General features: G+C 60.1%; 23 protein-coding genes. 6 read left to right on the top strand and 17 right to left on the bottom strand.

The features are described 5' to 3' along the window. The first annotated feature begins 16 nt into the window (after window positions 1-16). Both BLW70_RS11655 and BLW70_RS11650 read left to right on the top strand, forming a co-directional pair. Window positions 17-400: a DUF1641 domain-containing protein gene (locus BLW70_RS11655; protein ID WP_083383362.1), complete on the top strand. Its 384-nt coding sequence runs from the start codon at window positions 17-19 to the stop codon at window positions 398-400. A 20-nt stretch (window positions 401-420) separates the two neighbouring features. Further along, window positions 421-1,239 (top strand): methyltransferase domain-containing protein, encoded by an 819-nt coding sequence (locus BLW70_RS11650; protein ID WP_074874195.1) that lies wholly within the window; start codon window positions 421-423, stop codon window positions 1,237-1,239. 193 nt (window positions 1,240-1,432) lie between these two features. Here BLW70_RS11650 and pcaC read toward each other — a convergent pair whose 3' ends face one another. The 12 genes from pcaC to BLW70_RS30670 all read right to left on the bottom strand — a co-directional run bounded on the left by pcaC (window position 1,433) and on the right by BLW70_RS30670 (window position 12,753). Further along, the gene (pcaC, locus tag BLW70_RS11645; RefSeq protein ID WP_008147336.1) at window positions 1,433-1,825 is read right to left on the bottom strand and encodes a 4-carboxymuconolactone decarboxylase; all 393 of its coding nucleotides are present in this window, start codon (window positions 1,823-1,825) and stop codon (window positions 1,433-1,435) included. A 10-nt stretch (window positions 1,826-1,835) separates the two neighbouring features. Further along, window positions 1,836-2,642, bottom strand: coding sequence for a 3-oxoadipate enol-lactonase (gene pcaD, locus BLW70_RS11640; protein WP_074874193.1), 807 nt, complete (start codon window positions 2,640-2,642; stop codon window positions 1,836-1,838). 11 nt (window positions 2,643-2,653) lie between these two features. Next, window positions 2,654-4,018, bottom strand: a complete 1,365-nt coding sequence (locus BLW70_RS11635) for a 3-carboxy-cis,cis-muconate cycloisomerase (RefSeq protein ID WP_074874192.1) — start codon at window positions 4,016-4,018, stop codon at window positions 2,654-2,656. A gap of 45 nt (window positions 4,019-4,063) precedes the next feature. Beyond that, complete coding sequence (locus tag BLW70_RS11630) at window positions 4,064-5,368, bottom strand: MFS family transporter (protein ID WP_074874190.1); 1,305 nt, start codon at window positions 5,366-5,368, stop codon at window positions 4,064-4,066. Between the two features lie 192 nt (window positions 5,369-5,560). Continuing rightward, window positions 5,561-6,127: a protocatechuate 3,4-dioxygenase subunit alpha gene (gene pcaG, locus BLW70_RS11625; protein ID WP_074874188.1), complete on the bottom strand. Its 567-nt coding sequence runs from the start codon at window positions 6,125-6,127 to the stop codon at window positions 5,561-5,563. Between the two features lies 1 nt (window position 6,128). Beyond that, on the bottom strand, window positions 6,129-6,833 hold the full coding sequence (gene pcaH / locus BLW70_RS11620) for a protocatechuate 3,4-dioxygenase subunit beta (protein ID WP_074874186.1): 705 nt from the start codon (window positions 6,831-6,833) through the stop codon (window positions 6,129-6,131). A gap of 37 nt (window positions 6,834-6,870) precedes the next feature. Beyond that, entirely contained in the window at window positions 6,871-8,076 is a 1,206-nt protein-coding gene (gene pcaF / locus BLW70_RS11615) for a 3-oxoadipyl-CoA thiolase (protein ID WP_174553782.1), read from the bottom strand. After that, window positions 8,073-8,852, bottom strand: coding sequence for a CoA-transferase subunit beta (locus BLW70_RS11610; protein ID WP_074874182.1), 780 nt, complete (start codon window positions 8,850-8,852; stop codon window positions 8,073-8,075). Before BLW70_RS11610 ends, pcaF begins: the two co-directional genes overlap by 4 nt. Further along, entirely contained in the window at window positions 8,852-9,709 is an 858-nt protein-coding gene (locus BLW70_RS11605) for a CoA transferase subunit A (RefSeq protein WP_074874180.1), read from the bottom strand. The genes BLW70_RS11610 and BLW70_RS11605 overlap by 1 nt, the downstream gene beginning before the upstream one ends. A gap of 270 nt (window positions 9,710-9,979) precedes the next feature. Beyond that, the gene (locus tag BLW70_RS11600) at window positions 9,980-11,326 is read right to left on the bottom strand and encodes a 4-hydroxybenzoate transporter PcaK (protein ID WP_074874177.1); all 1,347 of its coding nucleotides are present in this window, start codon (window positions 11,324-11,326) and stop codon (window positions 9,980-9,982) included. A gap of 141 nt (window positions 11,327-11,467) precedes the next feature. Next, the gene (pcaR, locus tag BLW70_RS11595) at window positions 11,468-12,310 is read right to left on the bottom strand and encodes a pca regulon transcriptional regulator PcaR (protein ID WP_074874175.1); all 843 of its coding nucleotides are present in this window, start codon (window positions 12,308-12,310) and stop codon (window positions 11,468-11,470) included. Window positions 12,311-12,606: 296 nt separating this feature from the next. Then, on the bottom strand, window positions 12,607-12,753 hold the full coding sequence (locus BLW70_RS30670) for a hypothetical protein (protein ID WP_156886730.1): 147 nt from the start codon (window positions 12,751-12,753) through the stop codon (window positions 12,607-12,609). A gap of 228 nt (window positions 12,754-12,981) precedes the next feature. Between BLW70_RS30670 and BLW70_RS11590 the strand changes: the two genes are divergently transcribed. Both BLW70_RS11590 and BLW70_RS11585 read left to right on the top strand, forming a co-directional pair. After that, entirely contained in the window at window positions 12,982-13,182 is a 201-nt protein-coding gene (locus tag BLW70_RS11590) for a hypothetical protein (protein ID WP_007935837.1), read from the top strand. A gap of 376 nt (window positions 13,183-13,558) precedes the next feature. After that, window positions 13,559-15,034: an inorganic phosphate transporter gene (locus BLW70_RS11585; protein WP_074874173.1), complete on the top strand. Its 1,476-nt coding sequence runs from the start codon at window positions 13,559-13,561 to the stop codon at window positions 15,032-15,034. A 268-nt stretch (window positions 15,035-15,302) separates the two neighbouring features. Here the strand turns inward: BLW70_RS11585 and ccoM are convergent, their stop codons facing one another. From ccoM to BLW70_RS11580, 3 genes are all read right to left on the bottom strand, one after another. Beyond that, window positions 15,303-15,416 carry a cytochrome c oxidase subunit CcoM gene (ccoM, locus tag BLW70_RS31340; protein WP_010462558.1) on the bottom strand — a complete coding sequence of 38 codons (114 nt, stop codon included), beginning with the start codon at window positions 15,414-15,416 and terminating at the stop codon, window positions 15,303-15,305. A gap of 144 nt (window positions 15,417-15,560) precedes the next feature. After that, on the bottom strand, window positions 15,561-15,722 hold the full coding sequence (locus tag BLW70_RS30785; protein ID WP_095128014.1) for a hypothetical protein: 162 nt from the start codon (window positions 15,720-15,722) through the stop codon (window positions 15,561-15,563). 100 nt (window positions 15,723-15,822) lie between these two features. Then, window positions 15,823-16,164 (bottom strand): aspartate-semialdehyde dehydrogenase, encoded by a 342-nt coding sequence (locus BLW70_RS11580; protein WP_074874171.1) that lies wholly within the window; start codon window positions 16,162-16,164, stop codon window positions 15,823-15,825. A 218-nt stretch (window positions 16,165-16,382) separates the two neighbouring features. Between BLW70_RS11580 and rapA the strand changes: the two genes are divergently transcribed. Next, the gene (gene rapA, locus BLW70_RS11575; protein ID WP_074874169.1) at window positions 16,383-19,229 is read left to right on the top strand and encodes an RNA polymerase-associated protein RapA; all 2,847 of its coding nucleotides are present in this window, start codon (window positions 16,383-16,385) and stop codon (window positions 19,227-19,229) included. 181 nt (window positions 19,230-19,410) lie between these two features. Here the strand turns inward: rapA and BLW70_RS11565 are convergent, their stop codons facing one another. After that, window positions 19,411-20,760 carry a spinster family MFS transporter gene (locus BLW70_RS11565; RefSeq protein ID WP_074874166.1) on the bottom strand — a complete coding sequence of 450 codons (1,350 nt, stop codon included), beginning with the start codon at window positions 20,758-20,760 and terminating at the stop codon, window positions 19,411-19,413. A 288-nt stretch (window positions 20,761-21,048) separates the two neighbouring features. On the opposite strand from BLW70_RS11565, the gene BLW70_RS11560 reads away from it, so the two are divergent. After that, complete coding sequence (locus BLW70_RS11560; RefSeq protein ID WP_074874164.1) at window positions 21,049-23,331, top strand: putative bifunctional diguanylate cyclase/phosphodiesterase; 2,283 nt, start codon at window positions 21,049-21,051, stop codon at window positions 23,329-23,331. On the opposite strand, the gene BLW70_RS11555 is transcribed toward BLW70_RS11560, so the two are convergent. Further along, window positions 23,222-24,118 carry an NAD(P)-dependent oxidoreductase gene (locus tag BLW70_RS11555; RefSeq protein ID WP_074874162.1) on the bottom strand — a complete coding sequence of 299 codons (897 nt, stop codon included), beginning with the start codon at window positions 24,116-24,118 and terminating at the stop codon, window positions 23,222-23,224. The genes BLW70_RS11560 and BLW70_RS11555 overlap by 110 nt on opposite strands. Window positions 24,119-24,229: the final 111 nt, after the last annotated feature.

Raw genomic sequence — 24,229 nt, 5'->3', positions numbered from 1 at the left:
CAGGGAGGAACAACCCGTGACGAACCTATCAGATGAAACCCTGGCGACCAGCGCTGCCGGCATGCCCGCAACGCCAGGACTCGCCGCCTTGATGGCGAAACTTCAGCCGCTGATCGACGGCGGTCGGCTGGACAACATTGTCGATGGGCTATCGCTGGTCTCGGACATGACCGACCTGCTGGACGCAGCGATGGTGGAAAAACTGGCGCGATTGTTCGAAAACGCGACGGCGGCCACCTGGACCGTCAGTAACGCCGTGCGCCTGGCCAAGGCCGAGGTCGCCGCCGCCCCCGAGCCACCGGGAGTCTATGCGTTGCTCAAACTGCTGAACGACCCGGACACGCGCAAAGGCGTGGCGGTTGTCCTGAAAACATTGAACGTCATCGGAAGACAACTGTAACCGCCAGAGAGGATCACCTCATGAGCGTCAAACTTGAATCGGCAGGGAAAGCCTGCACCGACTGGGACGCCAAGGCGTACCAGCAGTTTTCCCGTCTCAGGCAACGACCGGTGAATGAATTGCTCGACCGTGTCGAACTCAAACAGCCCAAGCGCATCTACGACTTGGGATGCGGCACCGGCATCGCCACGCAACGGTTGGCCAAGCGCTGGCCTCGAGCGCAGTTGCAGGGCATCGACAGTTCCGAGCAAATGCTGGACGAAGCCCGTTGCCTGCCGATCAAGGCGTCGTGGAAACACTGCGATCTACTTGACTGGCAACCCGAACAACCGGCGGACCTGCTGTTCGCCGCCGCCGTGCTGCACTTCGTCAGTGGTCACGAACAGTTGTTGCCGCGACTGCTCGCCCAGCTCAACCCGGGTGGTTGCCTGGCCGCGCACATGCCCGACTGGCGGGATGCGCAGTGGTATCAACTGATGCTCGACACCCTTGAAGACGCAGGCCCCGGAGGCAAACCACTGGGCACACCGCAATTGCGCGAGGCCATGGCGGCGCGGCCGCTGTTGTCGTTGGAAAGTTACTATCGGTTGCTCTCGCCGATTACCCGGACACTGGATATCTGGGAGACCGAACAGCTACAGGTTGTCGACGGCAAGTCGCCGATCTATGACTGGGTCAAAGTCTCGGCGTTGCGCCCGGTGATGCGGGGGTTGAAGGACGATGAACAGGCGCGGTTCATCTATCACTACCTGATGCGCGTGCATGCGCATTACCCGCCGGAGAGTGACGGCCACACGTTGTTTCCATTCAAACGGATATTCATCGTCGCCACGGTTTAAAAATGTGGGAGCGAGCCTGCTCGCGATGGCGATTCAACCTTCAGCATCGATGCAAGCTGACCCACCGCTTTCGCGAGCAAGCCCGCTCCCACAGGGGATGTTCTGTGAACACAAGCATTGCGTTACAACCGGATCACTGTAGGAGTGAGCCTGCTCGCGATGGCGTCAGCTCAGACACCGCAAATCGCCAGGCTCACTCCCGCGATTCAACCCCCAATTCATCCCACACCGACTCCGCCAGGTGGAATGTCGCGTTCGCTGCCGGAATGCCGCAGTAGATCGCGCTCTGCATGATCACTTCCTTGATCTCACCGCGGGTCACGCCGTTGTTGGCGGCGGCGCGCAGGTGCAGCTTGAGTTCTTCATTGCGGTTCATGCCGATCAGCATAGCGATGGTGATCAGGCTGCGGGTATGACGCGGCAGCCCCGGACGGGTCCAGATGTCGCCCCAGGCATGGCGGGTGATCATTTCCTGAAATTCCGAGTTGAACTCGGTCAGCGCATTCAGGCTGCGGTCGACGTGGGCGTCACCGAGTACCGCGCGACGGACTTTCAGGCCCTCGTCGTAACGTTGTTTCTCGTCCACAACAATCCCCTTAATCAGCTGACAAAAACGTCACAACCCGGTCACTGAACGCAGCGCCAGCCTGGACGTTGGACAAGTGCGCGGCATAGAACTCGGCGTACTCGGCGCCCTGCACGTGTTCCTGAATGAAGTGCCCGCCGGACGGCGGCGTGACCGGGTCTTCGGTGCCGGCGATGACCAGCAGCGGCACCTTGATCGAGGACAGCTGAGCGCGGAAATCGGCATCGCGCACGGCGGCACAATTCGCGGCATAGCCTTCAGGCGAGGTGGCCGCGAGCATGTCCGTGATTTTTTTCGCGGCAGCAGGATTGGCTTCAGCAAAATCCGCGGTGAACCAGCGTGCAATCGACGCATCACGCAGCGCGACCATGGCGGCCGGACCGTCACGCAGCACGGTTTCAATGCGCGGATTCCACACCGACGGATCGCCGATTTTCGCCGCGGTGTTGCACACCACCAGTTTGTTCAGGCGATCACCCGCGTTGATCCCCAGCCACTGGCCAATCAGCCCGCCCATGGACAGACCGCAGAAATGCGCGCGTTCGATGTGCAACGCATCCAGCAGCGCCAGCACGTCATGGCCCAGTTGCTCGATGCTGTATGGCCCCGGCGTAACCAGCGATTGGCCATGACCCCGGGTGTCGAAACGCAGCACGCGAAAATGCTCGGTGAACGCCGCAATTTGCGCGTCCCACATGTGCAGGTTGGTGCCCAGCGAGTTGGACAGCACCAGCACCGGCGCATCCACCGGGCCATCGAGTTGCGGCCCTTGAATCTGGTAGTGCAGTTCGCCCTCGGCGAGTTGTACGAAAGCCACAGCAATCTCCTTCAGGCAGTCAACGCAGAATGTTCAGCCACCGCTCGCTCGACCCAGGTATGGGCCTGACCGAGGTAATGGGCGGGGTCCAGCAAATGATCGAGTTCAGCATCCGACAGTTCGGCGGTCACTTGCGGCTCGTCGCCGAGTACCGCTCGCAAATGACGTCGTTCAGCCACCGCGCGCTTGCAGCATTGCTCCAGCAAATGGTGCGCGGTGTCGCGGCCGACCCGTTGGGCGAGGACGATGCTCACCGCTTCGGCGAGCACCAGCCCTTGGGTCAGATCGAGGTTTCGGGCCATGCGCTCGGCGTCCACTTCCAGCCCATCCGTCACCAGCAACGCTTGTTTCAGACTGCCGGACACCAGGCAGCAAATCTCCGGCAGGGTTTCCCACTCGGCATGCCACAGGCCCAGGCTGCGCTCGTGTTCTTGAGGCATGGCGCTGAACAGCGTCGAGAGCAAACCCGGAACCCGCGTTGCAGCACTGATCAGCACTGCCGCGCCCACCGGGTTGCGCTTGTGCGGCATGGTCGAAGAACCGCCCTTGCCCGGCGCGGATGGTTCGAACACTTCAGCGGCTTCGGTCTGCATCAGCAGGCTGATGTCACGGCCGAGTTTGCCGAGGCTGCCGGCGATCAATCCCAGTACCGAGCCGAACTCCACCAAGCGATCTCGCTGGGTGTGCCAAGATTGATCCGGCAGTGTCAGTTTCAATTCTTCAGCCAGCGCCTGGGCAATCGGCATCGCCTGCTCGCCGAGGGCCGCCAGGGTTCCGGAGGCGCCGCCGAATTGCAGCACCAGCAGCCGCGGTTTGAGTTGTTGCAGACGTTGGCGGCTGCGAGTGACCGCTCCCAGCCAACCGGCGATTTTCATGCCGAGGGTGACGGGTGTCGCGTGCTGTAACCAGGTGCGCCCGGCCAGCGGTGTGGCGACGTAGCGTAACGCCTGGGTCGCCAGCGTTTCGCCCAGTTGCGCCAGATCGCTTTCGATCAGCGCCAGCGCGCCACGCAGTTGCAACACCAGGCCGGTGTCCATCACGTCCTGGCTGGTCGCGCCCAGATGCACATAGCGCTCGGCTTCGGCATGGTTGGCCGCGATCTGTTTACCCAGCACCTTGACCAACGGAATCGCCGAATTGCCCGCCGTGGCAATCGCCTCGCCGAGAGCCGCAAAGTCGTAATGCCCGGCCTGACACGCCGCTTCAATCGGCGCGACAGCCGTTTGCGGAATCAGCCCGACTCGCGCCTCGGCCCGAGCCAGTGCCGCTTCAAAATCAAGCATTGCCTGAACCCGCCCCTGATCGCAGAACACCTCACGCATGTCGCGGGCGGTGAAATAGACATCGAATAATTGATTGCCCGGTCGCTCATTCATAAGCAGTCCCTGGAGGCGTGGGCCACGCCGGCCCACGGGTAAAGATCAAAGGTCGTTTTCCAAATACTTCGCCTGTTTCGGCAAGCGCAGACTGAACAGGAACGCCACCGCCATCATCACCGTGACGTACCAGTAGAAGGAGTTTTCCATGCCCACGGCCTTGAGGCTCAGGGCCACATATTCCGCCGAACCACCGAAGATTGCATTCGCCACCGCGTACGCCAGGCCGACGCCCAATGCGCGCACTTGCGGCGGGAACATTTCGGCTTTTACCAGGCCACTGATGGAAGTGTAAAAACTGACGATCGCCAGTGCCACGGTAATCAGTACGAAGGCCAGGAACGGGCTGCTGACGCTTTTCAGGCTCAGCAGGATCGGCACGGTGAACAACGTCCCCAGCGCGCCGAACCACAGCATCGAGTTACGTCGACCGATCTTGTCCGCGAGCATGCCGAACAGCGGCTGCATGCACATATAAAGGAACAGTGCGCCGGTCATGATGTAGCTGGCGGTCTTGGCGTGCATGCCGGCGGTGTTCACCAGGTACTTCTGCATGTACGTGGTGAAGGTGTAGAAAATCAGCGAGCCACCGGCGGTGTAACCGAGCACGGTAATGAACGCAGCCTTGTGGTCGCGGAACAGCGCACGGATGCTGCCGGCGTCCTTGTTTTCGCGCATTTCCTTGCTGGTGGTTTCCTTGAGCGAGCGACGCAGGAACAGCGAAATCAACGCTGCCGCCGCACCGACGACAAACGGGATCCGCCAGCCATAGGCGCGCAAATCATCCTCAGTGAGGATTTGTTGCAGGACCACTACCAGCGACACCGCCAGCAATTGCCCGCCGATCAGCGTCACGTACTGGAACGAGGCGAAGAAACCGCGCTGGCCCTTGAGGGCGACTTCGCTCATGTAGGTCGCGGTGGTCCCATACTCACCGCCCACCGACAGCCCCTGCAACAAGCGGGCGAACAGCAGCATGATCGGCGCCCAGACGCCGATGTCCTTGTAGGTCGGCAGGCAAGCGATGAGCAACGAACCGAAGCACATCATCAGAATCGAGATCAACATCGAATTCTTGCGTCCATGCTTGTCCGCCAGCCGGCCGAAGATCCAGCCGCCGATAGGCCGCATCAGGAACCCGGCGGCGAATACGCCAGCCGTATTCACCAGCTGCACAGTCGGGTTATCGGACGGAAAAAAGGCAGGGGCGAAATAGATCGCGCAGAAGGCGTAGACGTAGAAGTCGAACCATTCGACGAGGTTGCCGGACGAGGCGCCGACAATCGCGAAGATCCTTTTACTGCGCTCTTCGCCGGTGTAGAGGGCTGTAGTAGCGGTGTTGGTTGTCATTGTTTTTTACTCAATGGGGACTGCAAAAGCCTAAACACACTTCTTAACGATCCCGTTTCAACGATGCACTCTTCACACTGATCGTTCCCACGCTCTGCGTGGGAATGCATCCCGTGACGCTCCGCGTCACAGTGGACGCAGAGCGTCCATGGCGGCATTCCCACGCAGAGCGTGGGAACGATCAGGTTGGAATCAATAATCGAAGAACACCGTCTCGGCGTCGGTGCCCTGCAGGATCACATTCCACTGGTACACACCGGATGCATCCTGCTTCGCCAGCAAGGTGCTGCGACGTTCAGCCGGCACACATTCCAGCAGCGGATCCGCCACGTTGGCCGGTTCGCCGTCAAAGTAAATCCGCGTCAGCAAGTGCTTCACCAGCCCGCGAGCAAACACCAGCACCACCAGATGCGGCGCCTGAGTCGTGCCTTTCAGGCCTTCCACCTTGCCCGGCTTGATCGTGGTGAAACGGAAGCGCCCTTCGGCATCCACCGGCACCCGGCCAAACCCTTCGAAGTTCGGGTCCAGGGGTTTGTCCTGATCGTCTTCGGGGTGGTCATACTTGCCGGCGGCGTTGGCCTGCCAGACTTCCAGCATCGCGTCGTTAACGATGTCGCCGTTGCCATCGATGACTTGCCCGGTGATCGCCACGCGCTCGCCGAGGGTTTGTTCGACGGTCAGGTCTTCGCGGTTCAGCCAGGTCAAACCGATGTGGTAATACGGTCCGACGGTGTGGGATGTGGTCGCGTTCAGCGTCATCTTATTTCTCCATCGGCGTGGCTTCGCGGCCGCGCAAGACGATGTCCCAGCGATAACCGAGGGCATAGGAAGGGATGGTTTTTTCCAGGTCGAAACTGGCGATCAAACGCTCTTTGGCGCTGGTATCCGGTACGCAGTTGTAGATCGGGTCATACGCCAGCAGCGGATCGCCCGGGAAATACATCTGCGTGACCAGCCGCGTCAGAATGCTCGGCCCGAACAGTGAGAAATGGATGTGTGCCGGGCGCCATGCGTTGTGGTGGTTGCCCCACGGATAGGCGCCGGGCTTGATGGTCTGGAATTGATACCAGCCATCGGCGTCGGTCACGGTGCGGCCAGTGCCGGTGAAATTCGGGTCCAGCGGTGCGTCGTGCAGATCGCGATCATGGTTGTAGCGACCGGCGGCGTTGGCCTGCCAGATTTCCACCAGAATCCCCGGCACCGGCAAACCATCTTCATCCAGCACGCGGCCATGAATGATGATGCGCTCGCCCAGTGGCTCGCCCTTGTGCTGGGCGGTCAGGTCGTTGTCCTGCGCTTGAATGCGCTCGGCACCGATGGTCGGACCGGTAATTTCCGACAGCGAATGGGGCAAAAACACCAACGGCTTGGACGGCGAGCGACGGTTGGTGGATTGATAGGCCGGGTGCAGGTATTCCGGCTGGGTGCCCTCTTGCGGGCGGCGGTAACCAGGCTTGTCAGTCATGGAGCTTTCCTCTGTTCTTATTCATCAACGCTACGCGTCAGACCCGTTCGATCGCCAAGGCCAGACCCTGGCCGACGCCGACGCACATGGTCGCCAGACCTTTCTTGCCACCGGTCTTTTCCAGCTGATGCAGCGCGGTCAGGACCAGGCGGGCGCCGCTCATGCCCAACGGATGGCCCAAGGCAATGGCGCCACCGTTGGGGTTGACCTGGGCCGCGTCATCCTCCAGCCCCAGTTCGCGCAGCACCGCCAAACCCTGGCTGGCGAAGGCTTCGTTGAGTTCGATCACGTCGAAATCGCTGACGGCCAGGCCGAGACGCTCGGTCAGTTTGCGCACCGCAGGCACCGGGCCGATCCCCATCACCCGGGGTGCGACACCGGCGCTCGACATGCCCAGCACTTTGGCGCGGGCGGTCAGGCCGTGCTTCTTCACCGCTTCGGCGGAGGCCAGAATCAATGCGGCCGCACCGTCGTTCACTCCGGAAGCATTACCGGCGGTGACGGTTTTGTCGGGGCCATTGACCGGTTTGAGTTTGGCCAGGGTTTCCAGGGTGGTGTCGGCGCGCGGATGCTCATCCTGGCTGACGACACTTTCCCCTTTCTTGTGGGCAATCCGCACTTCAACGATTTCTTCGGCGAAAAATCCTGCGGCTTGCGCGGCGGCTGTCCGCTGCTGACTGCGCAGTGCGAAAGCGTCCTGATCCTCGCGGGAAATTTCGTAATCGTCAGCCACGTTGTCGGCGGTCTGTGGCATCGCATCCACGCCGTATTGGGCTTTCATCAACGGGTTGATGAAACGCCAGCCGATGGTGGTGTCTTCCAGCTTCATGTTGCGCGAGAACGCCGCATCGGCCTTGCCCATCACGAACGGTGCGCGGGACATCGACTCGACGCCGCCAGCAATTGCCAGCTCCATCTCGCCACTGGCGATGGCGCGGAACGCCGTGCCGATGGCATCCATACCCGAGGCGCAGAGGCGATTGAGGGTCACGCCCGGAATGGTTTCCGGCAGGCCCGCCAGCAACAACGCCATGCGCGCCACGTTACGGTTGTCTTCGCCGGCCTGGTTGGCGCAACCGAGGAACACCTCGTCCACTGCGCTCCAGTCCACCGACGGGTTGCGCTCCATCAGCGCCTTGATCGGCACGGCGGCCAGATCGTCGGCACGAACCGCCGACAAGCCACCGCCGAAACGGCCGATGGGGGTGCGAATCGCATCGCAGATATAAACGTCACGCATCAGGCTTCTCCCGGTGCTTGGCCGTGGGCGGCGGCGGTGCGGGCTTCCAGATCACGCAGCGCCTTCAGTTCGACTTCGGTCGGCTCGGCGGTGTTTTCAACATGGTCGGCGAAGCGAATCGCCCAACCGGTAGCCGCGGTCACTTGCTCACGGGTCACGCCCGGGTGCAGCGCAGTGACCACGAATTCATGGGTGCCGGCTTCCGGTTCCATGATGCACAGGTCGGTAATGATGCCGACCGGGCCAGCGCCCGGCAGGCCGAGACGCTTGCGCGAATCACCGCCCTCGCCATGGCCGACCGAAGTAATGAAATCGAGTTTGTCGACAAAGGAACGCGCCGACTGCTTGAGGATGATCAACACGCTTTTCGCCGAACCAGCGATCTCTGGCGCACCGCCGGCACCCGGCAGGCGGACTTTCGGCTGATGGTAGTCGCCGACCACGGTGGTGTTGATGTTGCCGAAGCGGTCGACTTGCGCGGCGCCGAGGAAACCGACGTCGATGCGCCCGCCCTGCAACCAATAGCGAAAAATCTCACCGGTCGGGACGACAGTGTCAGCGGTTTCCGCCAACTCGCCGTCACCGATCGACAGCGGCAGTACGCTTGGCTTGGCACCAATCGGACCCGATTCATAGATAAGGACTACATCCGGCGAGGAAGTCAGACGCGCCAGGTTGGCGGCTTTCGACGGCAGGCCGATGCCGACGAAACACACCGAACCGTTTTTCAAACGACGGGCAGCAGCGACGGTCATCATTTCATTGGTGGTGTAAGTCATTACTTGGCCTCCGAAGCAGCGGCCAGCTTGGCCTGGAACTCGCTGAAGTCAGCGCAGCCGTGGATGTACTCGTTGATCCACGCAGTGAAGGTTTCACGGTCGCGGGCAATCGGGTCCCAAGCCTGGTAGAAACGGTTATCGCGCTCGTTGTAGCCGTGAGCGTAGGACGGATGCGCGCCGCCAGGGACGTGGCAGACCGCGCTCAACGCCCAGGTCGGCAGAACGCAGGCGTTCATCGGTGCATTAAGGTCGTCGACGATTTCTTCGACGGTAACGATGCAGCGCTTGGCGGCCAGTGCGGCTTCTTTCTGCACACCGAGAATGCCCCACAGCAGCACGTTGCCTTTGCGGTCGGCTTTCTGTGCGTGAATCACGGTGATGTCCGGGCGCACCGAAGGCACGGCCGCCAATACTTCACCGGTGAATGGGCAGGTGACGGTTTTGATCAGCGGGTTGACCTTTGGCAGGTCGGAACCGGCGTAGGCACGCAGCACCGCGAACGGTAGGCCGGAAGCGCCAGCGACGTAGGCGTTTGCCAGGTCAGCATGGCTGTGCTCTTCGATTTCCAGCGCGTGCGGCCACTGTTTCTCGACGGCGTCACGCAGTCGATGCAGCGAACCGACGCCCGGGTTGCCCCCCCAGGAGAAAATCAGCTTGCGAGCACAACCGGCGCCGATCAACTGGTCGTAGATCAGGTCAGGCGTCATCCGCACCAGGGTCAGGTCTTTCTTGCCCTGGCGAATGATTTCGTGACCCGCCGCTGTAGGGATCAGGTGAGTGAAGCCTTCGAGCGCGACGGTATCGCCGTCGTTGACGAATTGCTTCACCGCGTCGTGCAGCGAAAGGATTTCAGCCATGGGGCAGGCTCCCGTTTTGTTATGAACCGACAGTGGAAGAAAAAGGGCGCGATGCGCAGCGCCGGAGTGACTGAAGAGTAAGCCCCTGAAAAACGCCAAACAATCCGATAATCGACTGAGTGTTCGTTTATCGAACACATTGTTGTCTACCTACCGATCCTTAAAAGCATCGCTAGCAGGCTCACTCCCACAGTTGACCGCGTTCCCCTGTAGGAGCGAGCCTGCTCGCGATGAGGGCCGCAAGCTCAACGAAAAATCAGAAGCCTGCCCTCACGTCGCATCCGCATGGCTGACCATGCCCTTGATCACCACCGCCGTGGTCGCCAATGCCGCTGGAATCACCAGCGCTGTCAGTACCTGTTCGAAATTCCAGCCCAGGCCCAGCAGCGTTGCGCCCATCCACGCACCGAGAATCGCGCCGAAGCGGCCAATCCCGAGCATCCACGACACCCCGGTCGCCCGCCCCTGCGTCGGATAAAACCGCGCCGCCAGTGAAGGCATCGCCGATTGCGCGCCGTTGACGCACATCCCGGCCACGAGCACCAACGTCGCCAACAGCGTGATGTTGCCCAGGCTCTGCCCTACCGCGTAGGCAAACACCCCGGCGAACAGGTAGAAAATGCCGATAACCTTGTGCGGATTGAACCGATCCATCGCCCAGCCAACGCCCACCGCGCTCAATACCCCGCCAAACTGGAACAACGCGCCGATGAATGCCGACTGCTCCATGCTCGCGCCACTGTCACGCATCAGCGTCGGCAGCCAACTGGTCAGCAGATAAACAATCACCAGCCCCATGAAGTAGGTCAGCCACAGCAACAAGGTGCCCGTGCTGTAGGTGCCGGAGAAGATCACCGCGAACACGTTGCGAGCCTTCACGGTCTTCTGTTCCGGCACGCTGAAGCTGGAAGCCTGGGCGACGACGATTGGATCGATGGGCGCCAGGGTCTTGCGCACTTTGTCAGTGCCGCGATTGCGGACGACGAGGTAGCGCGCCGATTCCGGCAGCCAGAACAGCAATACGACGGCGAGGATCAGCGGCAAGATCCCGCCGATCAACAGCAGGCTGTGCCAGCCAAAGGCCGGAATCAGTTTCGCGGAAATGAAACCGCCGCCCGCCATGCCGAGGTTGAAGCCGCAGAACATGCTGGTCACCAGCAGGGATTTCTTGCGCTCCGGGGTGTATTCGGACAGCAGCGTCGTGGCGTTCGGCATGCCGGCACCCAGGCCCAGGCCGGTGAGGAATCGCAGCACCAGCAACTGATCGACGTTGGTGCTGTAAGCCGAAGCCAGGCTGAATGCGCCGAACAACAGCACCGCGCCCACCAGTACGATTTTTCGCCCGAAACGGTCAGCCAATGGGCCAGAACCCAGTGCGCCGAAGACCATGCCGATCAGCGCCGCGCTCATCACCGGGCCGAGACTGGCGCGGTCGATGCCCCAATCCTGAGACAGGGCTGGGGCGATGAAACCCATGGCCGCCGTGTCGAGGCCATCGAGGAAAACAATCAGGAAACACAGGATCACCACTCGCCATTGGTAGCGCGAAATGGGTTGAGCATTGATGAAGGACTGCACGTCGAGGCAGTTTCCTACAGCAGACTGGGGCTGGTTCATTATTTTTATTCCACGCAAAGAACGCAGTCGGATAGGAGCCAGCCAAGGCTGGCGCTGCCGCGACATTAGTGATCTTGGGGAAACAGCGTCAATTCGATAAACGCGACTCTGTGCGTTTATCGAACAGCTTAGGCAAATGGCTTACGCAAAGAGTTGCGCGCTGAGGTCGCGGCTCGCGCTCAGAAGGCCGGGCAGGAAACGTTGTTCCAGCTCATTGCGGCTGACTCGGCCGGCGTGAGTACTGACATTGAGCGCCGCGACCACTTGGCCGGAAGCGTCGTACACCGGAACGGCAATCGAGCGCAAACCTTGTTCCAGTTCCTGATCGACGATGCACCAACCTTGCTGCCGCACCTCTTGCAGGCATTCGAGCAACGCCTCGGGGGTGTGCAAGGTTCGGCTGGTCTTGGCTTGCAGCTCGGCATGGTCGAGGTACTCGCCCAGTGATGTATCGTCCAGCGCCGCGAGTAGAATCCGCCCCATCGAAGTGCAATAGGCGGGCAGACGTCCACCGACCGACAGATCGACGGAAATCAGTCGCTGGGTGGTGGCCGAACGAGCAATGTACAAGATGTCATCGCCTTCCAGAGTGGCCATGTTGCAGGCTTCATGAAGTTGCTCGCTCATGCGATCCAGGTAGGGCTGTGCGGAAACCGCCAGGGGCGTCGAGGACACGTAGGCATGGCCAAGGGTCAGCACTTTAGGCAGCAGCGAATAGGTTCGACCGTCGGTGGTGGCGTAGCCGAGTTTGATCAGCGTGTGCAGGCAACGTCGCACAGCGGCGCGGGGAATTTCCGTACGGTGGCTGATCTGGGCGATGGTGAGGTGACGTTTACGCTCCTGGAACGCTTGCACCACGGCCAGGCCTCGAGCCAGGGATGTCATGAAATCCGGGTCGCCGGTCATTGCCTGGATCCGCTTGGCGGGCGAGGCAACGATCGGCGGCGCCACTGAAGCGAAGGAATTGCGCATTTGATCGTTCATATAAGGTCCTTTTCCCACACGGTTCAGCGGCTATTACAAGCGGCAGCCGGTCCCTCACACAACCCCGAACAGGCAAGACTGTTCGATTATCGAACCGTCGACCGATAATCGCAATCGGATCAGCCCGAATAGTGAACGGGCTTGCACCTGTTTTTACACTGGCTGTGACGCTGACTAGAAGGCTCGATGTAATTGTCCTAACTTGTTCGACTTCATGGCGCCAGAAAAGACATCACTGTAACGCCGGGCGGCAGAGCCACCTAGTTAGCCGTATAAAGTTGTGAGTAACAAAACAATCACACATCAAGACCTACTTTTAACTCCTTGGCGATAGTGTTCTTCAGATCGACCGCTATAATGAAATTCAGTGGTAACCGGTTTTTACTTGCCGATTCCGCCACCCGGTAGCGCGATGTTCCATCGCCGTTGCCCTCAGCAACCACCTGATACTCATTTCAAATGCGTCGCCAGGTGTTCGCTGAAACAGGAAACTGATGCTACGTCAGCTGTTTATCTCTGGTGCCGTGGCCGCCTGCAACATGGAAGTAATTGATCGCAACGCCGTAAAAAAATGATGCCTTCACGGGCCTTGTTCCATTCGACGAGCGTGGTCAACTACATTTGATGCAGTCGTTTCACCAGAATTTATCTCAACTCAATCAGGTAGCACTGTGACGAAAGACGAACTGCGCGCGGAACTTGAGCGCCAGGAACAACGTTACAAGGAAGTTTACGGCGGGGAAGTCACCACCTACGCCGCTCAGCCCGAACCGGAACGCAAACCCTGGCGTAAACGCGCCACCGTTCAGGATCAGGCTTTCACTCAAGAATTGCAGAAAATGGAAAAGGAACTCAAAGCCGAGGAGCCATGAGCCCTCGGCCTGAATCCTTTCAAGGGTCTGCATCTGCACCCGTTAAAAGCGGGATGTATCGATGACGCCTTTCGCGCCCGCTACCAGCGGGCAGCGGCCACCTCACCCATCGGATGAGGTAAATGGCGCATGTCTGGCCCTCTTTTCAGAAATTTCACACAAGCGTTAAAACCTCGTGCTCTTACGAGAGAACGCCGTGTGGCTGCGGTCTTTTCAAAGAAATTCAATGACTTGCAAAACCCAGTAAAAACCTGGGGCTTGGGCTGTTGCCGCAAATTAATTCGTTGAAGAATGTTACCGATGAGCACCTAGTGCATCGATTAGCAGTCTTTTCTGGCATAATCGCGCCCCCTTACGACCGGGTCAGAAAACCTTCATGATCGATTTATTCAGCGGACTAGATGCTTGGGTGCTTGTGAGCCTCTTGCTCGCCCTGGCCTTTGTCCTCGCCTTCGAGTTCATCAACGGCTTTCATGACACCGCTAACGCGGTGGCCACTGTTATCTACACCAAAGCCATGCCGCCCCATCTGGCGGTGTTCTTTTCCGGTGTGTTCAACTTTCTCGGCGTGCTGCTGGGCGGTGTCGGCGTGGCGTATGCCATCGTCCACCTGCTGCCGGTAGAACTGCTGATCAATGTGAACACCGGTCACGGGCTGGCCATGGTGTTCTCGCTGCTCGCCGCCGCTATCACCTGGAACCTGGGCACCTGGTACTTCGGTATCCCGGCTTCCAGCTCCCATACGCTGATCGGGTCGATCCTCGGTGTCGGCCTTGCCAACGCCTTGATCAACGAGATTCCGTTGGCTGATGGCGTGAACTGGCAGAAGGCAATTGATATCGGAGCGTCCCTGGTATTCTCGCCAATGGCGGGCTTCCTGGTCGCAGCTCTGATATTGATCGGCCTTAAATGGTGGCGTCCGCTGTCGAAGATGCACAAGACACCGGAGCAGCGCCGCAAGATCGATGACAAGAAGCACCCGCCGTTCTGGAACCGCCTGGTACTGGTTATCTCGGCCATGGCCGTGAGCTTCGTGCACGGTTCCAATGATGGCCAGAAAGGTATCGGCCTGATCATGCTGGTGCTGATCGGTATCGTTCCGGCACAGTTCGTACTCGACCTGGGCAGCACGACTTACCAGATCGAACGGACTCGCGACGCGACCCTGCACCTGAGCCAGTTCTACAAGCGCAATGCCGATACGCTGGGTGAGTTCCTGGCCCTGGGCAAAAGCGTGGAAGGCGATCTGCCGGAGAAATTCCGTTGCAACCCGCAACAGACCGAACCGACCATCACCGCCCTGCTCGGCACCCTTAAAGGTGTAGCGGACTACCACTCGCTGCCGTCGGAAAGCCGCATCGAAGTGCGTCGCTACCTGCTCTGCCTGGACGACACAGCGAAGAAAGTCAGCAAGCTGCCTGGTCTCGCTGCCCGTGAAAAGGCCGACCTGGACAAGCTGCGCAAAGACCTGACCACTACCACCGAATACGCCCCGTTCTGGGTGATCCTGGCGGTCGCCCTGGCCCTCGGCCTGGGTACCATGGTGGGCTGGAAGCGCGTGGTTCTGACCATCGGCGAGAAGATCGGCAAGCAGGGCATGACTTACTCCCAAGGCATGTCGGCACAGATCACTACGGCGAGCCTGATCGGCATGGCGAACATCTTCAGCCTGCCGGTTTCCACCACCCACGTGCTGTCCTCGGGCGTGGCCGGCACCATGGTCGCCAATAAAAGCGGCCTGCAAGGTGGCACCGTCAAAACCATCCTGCTGGCCTGGGTCCTGACCCTGCCAGCCACAGTGGCGCTGTCGGCCGGCCTGTTCTGGATGGCGTCGAAGGCACTGGGCAGCTGATACATCGCGGCAACGAAAAAGGCGCGTTCCGTGAGGTTCGCGCCTTTTTATTGCCCGCCGAAAACTCAAAACACCACATAGATCGTTCCCACGCTCTGCGTGGGAATGCCTCAAGGGACGCTCCGCGTTCCAGCTCTCGAAAGGGACGCGGAGCGTCCCGGGCTGCATTCCCACGCAGAGCATGGGAACGATCAATAAATCGCAGACAAAAAAAAGGGCAACCGAAGTTGCCCAAAATGCCTTGCGTGCTCATTGCTTCCAGAAAGATCTACGGCTTGCGCTTATGCGAATCCTTCCAGATAAAAAATCCAAACCCTGCAAAAAACAGAACCATGAGGCCGACTGTCAGCACTCCGGCGATCACCACGTTGTCGAAAAACATGACTGGCCTCCTGCAATTGCCTTGTTGCGATGGGGCTAAGTTAACCAATCAGGCAGGAGAAGAAATTGACCGGGATCAATGTCGCCCGAGACTGGGCGTAAAGGAGGGGAAATAACTGACCTGCATCAATCAATGCAGGGTGTTTCAACGCTTTTTCGGTTTGTTCTTCGGCTTTTTCTTCGCTTTACCCAACGGCATGGCGTGCTCGAAGGCCTGGCGTACTTCGTTCAGGCGCTTTTCATTAAGGTCATGAACCCGCTTGGCGCGTTCGGCGTTGAGGTCGATCAGCTTGTCGTCTTGGCTCATGGTGTTCAGTGCATCGCTTGGAATGAAATTCAGTTGCCGTATGCGCAGGCAGGGATGTGCCAATAATGCGGCCTGATGGCAGCGCTGACCAGCCGTGAGCTCAAATCTGGATATCGACCCACAACCCCTGCCGTGGCTGATCTTCCATCAATGGCGCCACCGGCACGGTGTTGTCGGCGTTGAGTTCATCACCGGGAATCGCCAGGTGTTCTTCAGGATCTTCATCGGCTTCACGGCGACGCCTTTGTTGTTCCTGCTTGCGGCGCTGTTCCTCGCGCAGCTGAAACGCCGCCTCCTGCGGATCGCGCTGTTGCAGGTCGATGGTGCTTTCGTTGGAGCTTTCCTGCACCGGCACCACGGGTGGAATATCCGGCCGCTGGCGAATCGGATCCTGCTGTGAGGTGATTGGCACGGCACTCAAGGGGAGTATCGGTGGCAGCATAATTATTAGTCTCCTGTCAGCAGGCTGTCGGCTGCGGGGATGGCGACTTGAGCCATCGGTCGCAAACTGTGACCCGTTTGGCACGAATAGGTGCCCCGACCTGCAAGCGTTGCATCGTTGGACTAACGTAAGACTGCGAGTTTTTATGAGAGTCCTTTGGCCCTGAAGCCCTCATTCCGTTAAGATAGCCCGCTTTTTCAAGGTGGGAGTCAGGCAGCATGGCGCAGCAGTATCAACCGGGGCAACGCTGGATCAGTGACAGCGAAGCCGAGCTGGGTTTAGGCACCGTTCTGGCACAGGACGGCCGCTTGTTGACCGTGCTCTACCCGGCCACTGGCGAGACTCGCCAGTACGCGCTACGGAATGCGCCCCTCACCCGCGTGCGGTTTTCGCCGGGTGACTCGATCACTCACTTCGAAGGCTGGAAACTGACCGTACAAGAAGTCGACGACGTCGACGGCCTGCTGGTTTACCACGGCCTCAACGGGCACAACGAAGTGGTTACCCTGCCGGAAACCCAACTGTCGAACTTCATTCAGTTCCGTCTGGCCAGCGATCGTTTGTTCGCCGGGCAGATCGACCCGCTGGCCTGGTTTTCCCTGCGATACAACACCCTGGAACACACCAGCCGCCAATTGCAATCCGCACTTTGGGGCCTCGGTGGCGTGCGTGCGCAACCGATCGCGCACCAGCTGCACATCGCCCGTGAAGTCGCCGACCGCATTGCACCGCGGGTTTTGCTGGCAGACGAAGTGGGCCTGGGTAAAACCATCGAAGCCGGTCTGGTGATCCATCGCCAACTGCTCTCGGGCCGCGCCAACCGCGTGCTGATCCTGGTTCCGGAGAACTTGCAGCACCAGTGGCTGGTCGAGATGCGCCGCCGCTTCAACCTGCAAGTTGCGCTGTTCGACGAAGAACGCTTTATCGAAAGCGATGCCGCCAACCCGTTCGAAGACACCCAGCTCGCGCTGGTTGCACTCGAATGGCTGGTGGAAGACGAGAAGGCCCAGGACGCGCTGTTCGCCGCCGGTTGGGACCTGATGGTCGTCGACGAAGCGCACCACCTGGTATGGCATGAAGACAAGGCCAGCCCTGAATACTCGCTGGTCGAGCAATTGGCCGAAGTCATTCCCGGCGTCCTGCTGTTGACTGCGACCCCGGAACAACTGGGTCAGGACAGCCACTTCGCGCGTCTGCGCCTGCTCGATCCGAACCGTTTCCATGACTTGCACGCCTTCCGCGCCGAGAGCGAAAACTATCGCCCGGTGGCCGAAGCCGTCCAGGAGCTGCTGGACAAGGGCCGCCTGTCGCCTGAAGCGCACAAGACCATTCACGGTTTCCTCGGCAACGAAGGCGAAGCGCTGCTGACCGCCGTCAACGATGGCGACATCGAAGCCAGCGCCCGCCTGGTCCGCGAACTGCTCGATCGCCACGGCACTGGCCGCGTGCTGTTCCGCAACACCCGCGCCGCCGTGCAGGGATTCCCGGAGCGCAAGCTGCATCCGTATCCGCTGCCTTGCCCTGACGAATACCTCGAACTGCCGCTGGGCGATCACGCCGAGCTGTACCCGGAAGTCAGTTTCCAGGCCCAGCCGGACGCCAATGAAGAAGAACGCTGGTGGAAATTCGACCCGCGCGTCGAATGGCTGATCGACACACTGAAGATGCTCAAGCGCACCAAAGTGCTGGTGATCTGCGCCCACGCCGAAACCGCCATGGACCTGGAAGACGCCCTGCGCGTGCGCTCCGGCATCCCGGCCACGGTCTTCCACGAAGGCATGAACATCCTCGAGCGTGACCGCGCCGCCGCCTACTTCGCCGACGAAGAATTTGGCGCGCAAGTGCTGATCTGCTCGGAAATCGGCAGTGAAGGTCGTAACTTCCAGTTCTCGCACCACTTGGTGCTGTTCGACCTGCCGTCGCACCCGGACCTGCTGGAGCAGCGTATCGGTCGTCTGGACCGGATCGGCCAGAAGCACATCATCGAACTGCACGTGCCGTACCTGGAAACCAGCCCGCAAGAGCGCCTGTTCCAGTGGTACCACGAAGCGCTGAACGCGTTCCTCAACACCTGCCCGACCGGCAACGCCCTGCAGCATCAGTTCGGCCCGCGCCTGCTGCCGCTGCTGGAAAATGCCGACGACGGCGAGTGGCAAGCGCTGATCGACGAAGCCCGCGCCGAGCGCGAACGCCTGGAAGCCGAGCTGCACACCGGCCGTGACCGCTTGCTGGAACTCAATTCCGGCGGTGCTGGCGAAGGTGATGCACTGGTCGAGGACATCCTTGAGCAAGACGACCAGTTCGCCCTGCCGATCTACATGGAAACCCTGTTCGACGCCTTTGGCATCGACAGCGAAGACCATTCGGAAAACGCGCTGATCCTCAAGCCGAGCGAAAAAATGCTCGACGCCAGCTTCCCGCTGGGTGACGACGAAGGCGTGACCATCACGTACGACCGCAACCAGGCGCTGTCTCGCGAAGACATGCAGTTCATTACCTGGGAACACCCGATGGTTCAGGGCGGCATGGACCTGGTCTTGTCCGGCTCCATGGGTAACACCGCCGTGGCGCTGATCAAGAACAAGGCGCTGAAGCCTGGCACCGTATTGCTCGAACTGCTCTACGTCAGCGAAGTGGTTGCCCCGCGCTCGCTGCAACTGGGCCGTTACCTGCCGCCGGCCGCCCTGCGTTGCCTGCTCGATGCCAATGGCAACGACCTGTCGGCCCGGGTGTCGTTCGAAACCCTAAACGATCAGCTGGAAAGCGTGCCGCGCGCCAGTGCCAACAAGTTCATCCAGGCCCAGCGCGATCAGCTGACGCCACGGATCAACGCCGGCGAAGAGAAGATCTTCCCGCGTCACGCCGAGCGCGTGGCTGAGGCACAGCGTCGCCTGGCCGCCGACACCGACGAAGAACTGGCGCGCCTGACCGCGTTGCAAGCGGTCAACCCGACGGTGCGCGACAGCGAACTGGTCGCCTTGCGCAAGCAACGCGAGCAAGGCCTGGCCATGCTCGACAAGGCTGCGCTGCGACTGGAAGCGATTCGGGTGTTGGTGGCGGGCTAAGTCCCCTGCTCAGCCCCGCTAAAACAAAGAAGGCCCGCAGCGATGCGGGCCTTCTTTTGGTTCTTCTGATCGTTCCCACGCTCTGCGTGGGAATGCAGCCCGGGACGCTCTGCGTCCCTTTCGAGAGCTGGAACGCGGAGCGTCCCTTGAGGCATTCCCACGCGGAGCGTGGGAACGATCATTACGCCGTGACCGCAGACCCCGCTGGCTCAACCACCGCCACCAATCCTTCCTTCATCCGCTTGGCATCGCGCACAAAACACCGCGAAGCCAGGAACAGAAACACCATGGTGAAAAACAGTGCTACCGGGATCAAATACATCGCGTCATGCAAGCCGACAGCCTTGAACGCCTCGGTCATCTGCTCAGCACCGGCCGAGAGCATCGCCGTCTGCGCAAAGTGGTCGGACAATGCGCCCACCACCACCGGCCCCAAACCACCACCCAGCAAATACAACCCGGCAAAGAACAGCGCCATGGCCGTAGCCCGCAAGCGCGGCTCGACGACGTCCTGAATGGCGGTGTAAACGCAGGTGTAGAAGTTGTAGGCAAACAACCAGCCCACACTGAACACCGCCACAAACACGCCGATCTCGATTCGCCCGGAATGCAGTGCCCAAGCCGTGCACACCGTCGAGATGATCAAGCTGAACGCGGCAAACAGCAGTCGCCCATTGGCCACCCGCTGGTGAATCTTGTCCGCCACCCAACCACCCAGTGTCAGGCCGAACAACCCGGTCACGCCGACGATCACCCCGGTCGCCACCGCCGCTTCCTGTAACGGCATCAGGAAATAGCGCTGCAGCATCGGCACCAGAAACGAGTTGCAGGCATACGTGGCGAAGTTGAAGCACAGCCCCGCCATTACCAGCCACAGGAAAGTCGGCACCGCCAGCACCCGACGGATCGGCCGGTCTACGCGCTCCTGCGAGACTTTCACACTCTCTGCGGCGCCACGTTTCGGTTCTTTGATGTAGAACATGAAGATCGCCAGGATCAACCCCGGCACTGCCGCAATAAAGAACGGCGCGCGCCAGCTGTCGAAGGCCTTGACCATCGCGCCGATGGTGAAGAACGCCAGCAGCAACCCCAGCGGCAAGCCGAGCATGAAAATGCCCATCGCCCGTGCCCGACGGTGGGCCGGGAACAGGTCGCCGATCAAGGAATTGGCGGCCGGTGCATAACTGGCTTCGCCGATGCCGACGCCCATCCGCACGATCAGGAAAGCCCAGAAACTCCCCACCAGTCCGTTGACCGCCGTCAGCCCGCTCCACGCCGCCAGGCCCCAGCCCATCAATTTGCTGCGTGAACCGGTATCGGCCATCCGTCCCAGAGGCAGGCCGGCAATCGCATACACGAGAGTGAATGCCGTGCCGATGATCCCCAGCTGAAAGTCGCTGAGATGCCATTCCATACGGATCGGTTCGATGATGATGGCCGGAATGGTGCGATCGAAGAAGTTGAACAGGTTGGCCAGGAACAGCAGGAACAGAATGCGCCAGGCATTCGCCGCTTGGGTCGAGTTCTGCATGGGTCCGTCTCTTTATTGTTATTGGGGCTTCTGTCAGCGCATCCGAGCCCGGAACCTGCAATCTAGTCAGGCCCGCGAGAGCTGTCTGTCATTATTTGTAAAGCTGATATCCGCCCATGGAAGATGTCGCAGCTGATCCACCATTTATGTCCAAACGCTCTAACGCTCATTCCAAAATGGTTAGGGCCAATTTGCCACTATCGTTTGCACTCTAAACATGCCTTCTATACTCCAAAGCATTCGCCAGCGTTCATGGCGTAAGCCAGGATGACAACGACGGGGCATGCTATGGAGTGGCTTGGCTTGCATTTCATCACCGAGCTGACGGCGAGCGGCCAGGTAATACTCAACGGCACACTTGACCCTATTCTGGTACTGCTGGCCTATCTGGTCGCCTGTGTCGGCAGTTTTGCCACATTAAACATGGCCGAACGGGTCGGTCACGCGGAAAAACCCGCCTCGCAGCGGCTCTGGCGCTGGGTCGGCGCCGGTTGCCTGGCGGGCGGGACCTGGGCCATGCACTTTATCGGCATGCTGGCGTTTCAGGCGCCAATCGACATTCAATATGAATTACCCATCACTCTCCTTTCCCTGTTGATCGCCCTGCTCACCTCGTGGCTGGCGATACTCGCTTTCAGTCACCCGCGCCTGAGTTTTTGGCAATATCTCCAGGCTTCGATCTGCATTGGCCTGGGCATCGCCACCATGCATTACGTGGGCATGACTGCCATGCATTCGAGTGCGATGGCCTATTACCAACCCACGCTGTTCGCCCTCTCCATTGTGTTCGCCATCGGTGCCAGCCTTGCAGCCCTGCTGATATCAAGTCATCTGCGCGACAGCACCGGACTGTTCCATCAACTGCTCAAATACAGCGCCAGCCTGGTGCTCGGCGCAGGCATCATCAGCATGCACGTCACCGCCATGGCCGCCTTCAATCTGGTGCTGCCCGCCGACAGCCTCCAGCCGCTGCCCGGCGCAAACAATCATCTGCAACTGGGTCTGACGGTGGCGGTCATGACGCTGCTGATCATCGGCAGCAGCATCAGCGCGGCACTGGCGGACAAGAAGCTGCAAAACAAGGAGCGCGATCTGCAACGGGTCAACGCCCTGCTCAGTCAACTGGACCAGGCGCGGATGTCGTTACAACAGGTGGCGCACTATGACGCCCTGACCAACCTGATCAACCGCCGTGGTTTCAACCAGATCTTCGCCGAGAAGCTCATGGAGAAAACCAATGAAGGCGGCATGCTGGCGGTCATGTTTCTGGACATCGACCATTTCAAGCGAATCAATGACAGCCTGGGCCATGACGCCGGGGACGAATTGCTCAAAGTCCTGGCGAACCACATAAAGGTTTCAGTGCGCAGCCACGATGATGTAGTCGCGCGCTTCGGAGGCGACGAGTTTTGCATCCTCATCGGCCTGCATGATCGTGAAGAAGCACGGCACATGGCCCAGCGCATCATGGCGAAAATGAAGGAACCCATCGAGCTGTCCGGACGGCGCATGGTCATGACCACCAGTATCGGCATCAGCGTGTTTCCGGAAGATGGCAAGACTTGCGAAGAGTTGCTGAAAAACGCGGACCTGGCGCTGTATCAGTCCAAGGACAGCGGGCGCAATGGCCTGAATTTCTTCAGCGAAAACCTGAAGACCCGCGCGACGCTGGAACTGCAACTGGAAGAAGAGCTGCGCCACGCCCTGCGCGAAAACACCGGCCTGATGCTCTATTACCAACCGATCTACGACCTGAAAAATGCTCAGGTCAGCAAGCTTGAAGCGCTGATCCGCTGGCAACATCCGGTTCACGGACTGCTGACGCCGGACCGGTTCATTGCCATCGCCGAGGCCAACGGCCTGATCGCCGAACTGGACAACTGGGTCCTGCGCAAGGCCTGTGAGGATCTGGGCGAGTTGTCGCTTCAGGGCTGCGAAGCACTCCACATCGCCGTGAATTGCTCGCCCCTGAACCTGGCGCGCGAAGAATTGGCCAATGAAATCGAGCACGCGCTGCGGGTCTCCGGAGTGGCGCCGCAGCGGCTGGAACTGGAAGTGACGGAAAATGCGCTGATGGGCAACATCGCCAATACGCTCGTATTGCTACGCCAGATTCGTGCCCTCGGCGTGTCGCTGTCGATTGATGACTTCGGCACCGGTTATTCATCACTGGCCTATCTCAAACGGCTGCCACTCAATACGCTGAAGATCGACCGCTCGTTCATCCAGGACATTCCCAAGGCCACCCAGGACATGGAAATCGTGCAAGCGATCCTCGTCATGGCCCACACGCTGCATTTGCAGGTGGTGACCGAAGGCGTCGAAACCCTTGAGCAATACGAGTTCCTGGAACGTAACGGCTGCGATTTCGTGCAGGGCTACCTGCTCAGCCGCCCGGTACCGCTGGCGCAGTTGCGTCCCGTACTGAGCGAAATCAACCAGCGCAAGCACTCGCACACGGTCAGCCCTTTGAGTCTGGCTCGCGGTACAACTGCACAAGCGTCGACGGATCTTTTTCCAGGAATCCCTGGCCCCCATGCAGTCGCATCAATTGTGCGGCCAATCCACTGATCGGCGTGGCCGAGCCTTGCTCCCGGGAAAACTTCACCGCGGTATCGAGGTCCTTGAGCAGCGTGCGCACATGCCACTTCACCGGTTCGAAACGGCTTTCGGCCATTTGCGGACCGAGGATCTGCAAGGGCTTTGAATCGGCAAATCCGCCTGCCAGAGCTTCGGCGATCAGACCGGCCCGAACCCCGGAACGTTCGGCCAACGCCACGACTTCAGCAATCACCAGCGCGTTGCAGGCGACGATCATCTGATTGCACGCCTTGGTCACCTGCCCCGCTCCGACGGCGCCCATGTGGGTCACGCGCTGGCCAAGGCTCGACAGCACAGGCCTGACGCGCTCAAGGTCCGCCGTTTCACCGCCCACCATGATCGCCAGGCTGCCGGCCTCGGCACCGACCACTCCGCCGGACACGGGTGCATCCAGCCAGCTCATGCCGGTTTGGCCGACCAGCGCTGTCGCCATTTCCCGCGTCGCGGCAGGTTCCAGGCTGGAAAAATCCACCAGCAATTGACCGCTTTTCGCACCTTGCGCAATCCCTGCCGCGCCAAACACCACCTCACGAACCACCGACGTGTCCGCCAGGCACAACATCACCACGTCGGCGTGCTGACACAGTTCTGCCGGCGTGGCGACCTGTCGTGCACCGGCCTCGACCAGTGGCGCGCACTTGGCTGGATTGCGATTCCACACGGTCAATGGATAACCCGCTGCCAGAAGGCGCTGACACATCGGCAACCCCATCAAGCCGATCCCGGCAAACCCGAGCGAAGGTAACGTTGCCATCATTTGGCCTCCTTTTGATTAAAGATCATCGAATATTGGCCGATTCATCATGACTTAGGAAAGGATTCCCCCGAGCGATGCTCAGGCCAAGGCCCTGATGCTTGGGCCAAATAC

It is taken from the genome of Pseudomonas frederiksbergensis (assembly GCF_900105495.1).
GTDB classification, from domain to species: domain Bacteria; phylum Pseudomonadota; class Gammaproteobacteria; order Pseudomonadales; family Pseudomonadaceae; genus Aquipseudomonas; species Aquipseudomonas frederiksbergensis.
This window is presented reverse-complemented; position numbering and strand designations above follow the sequence as displayed.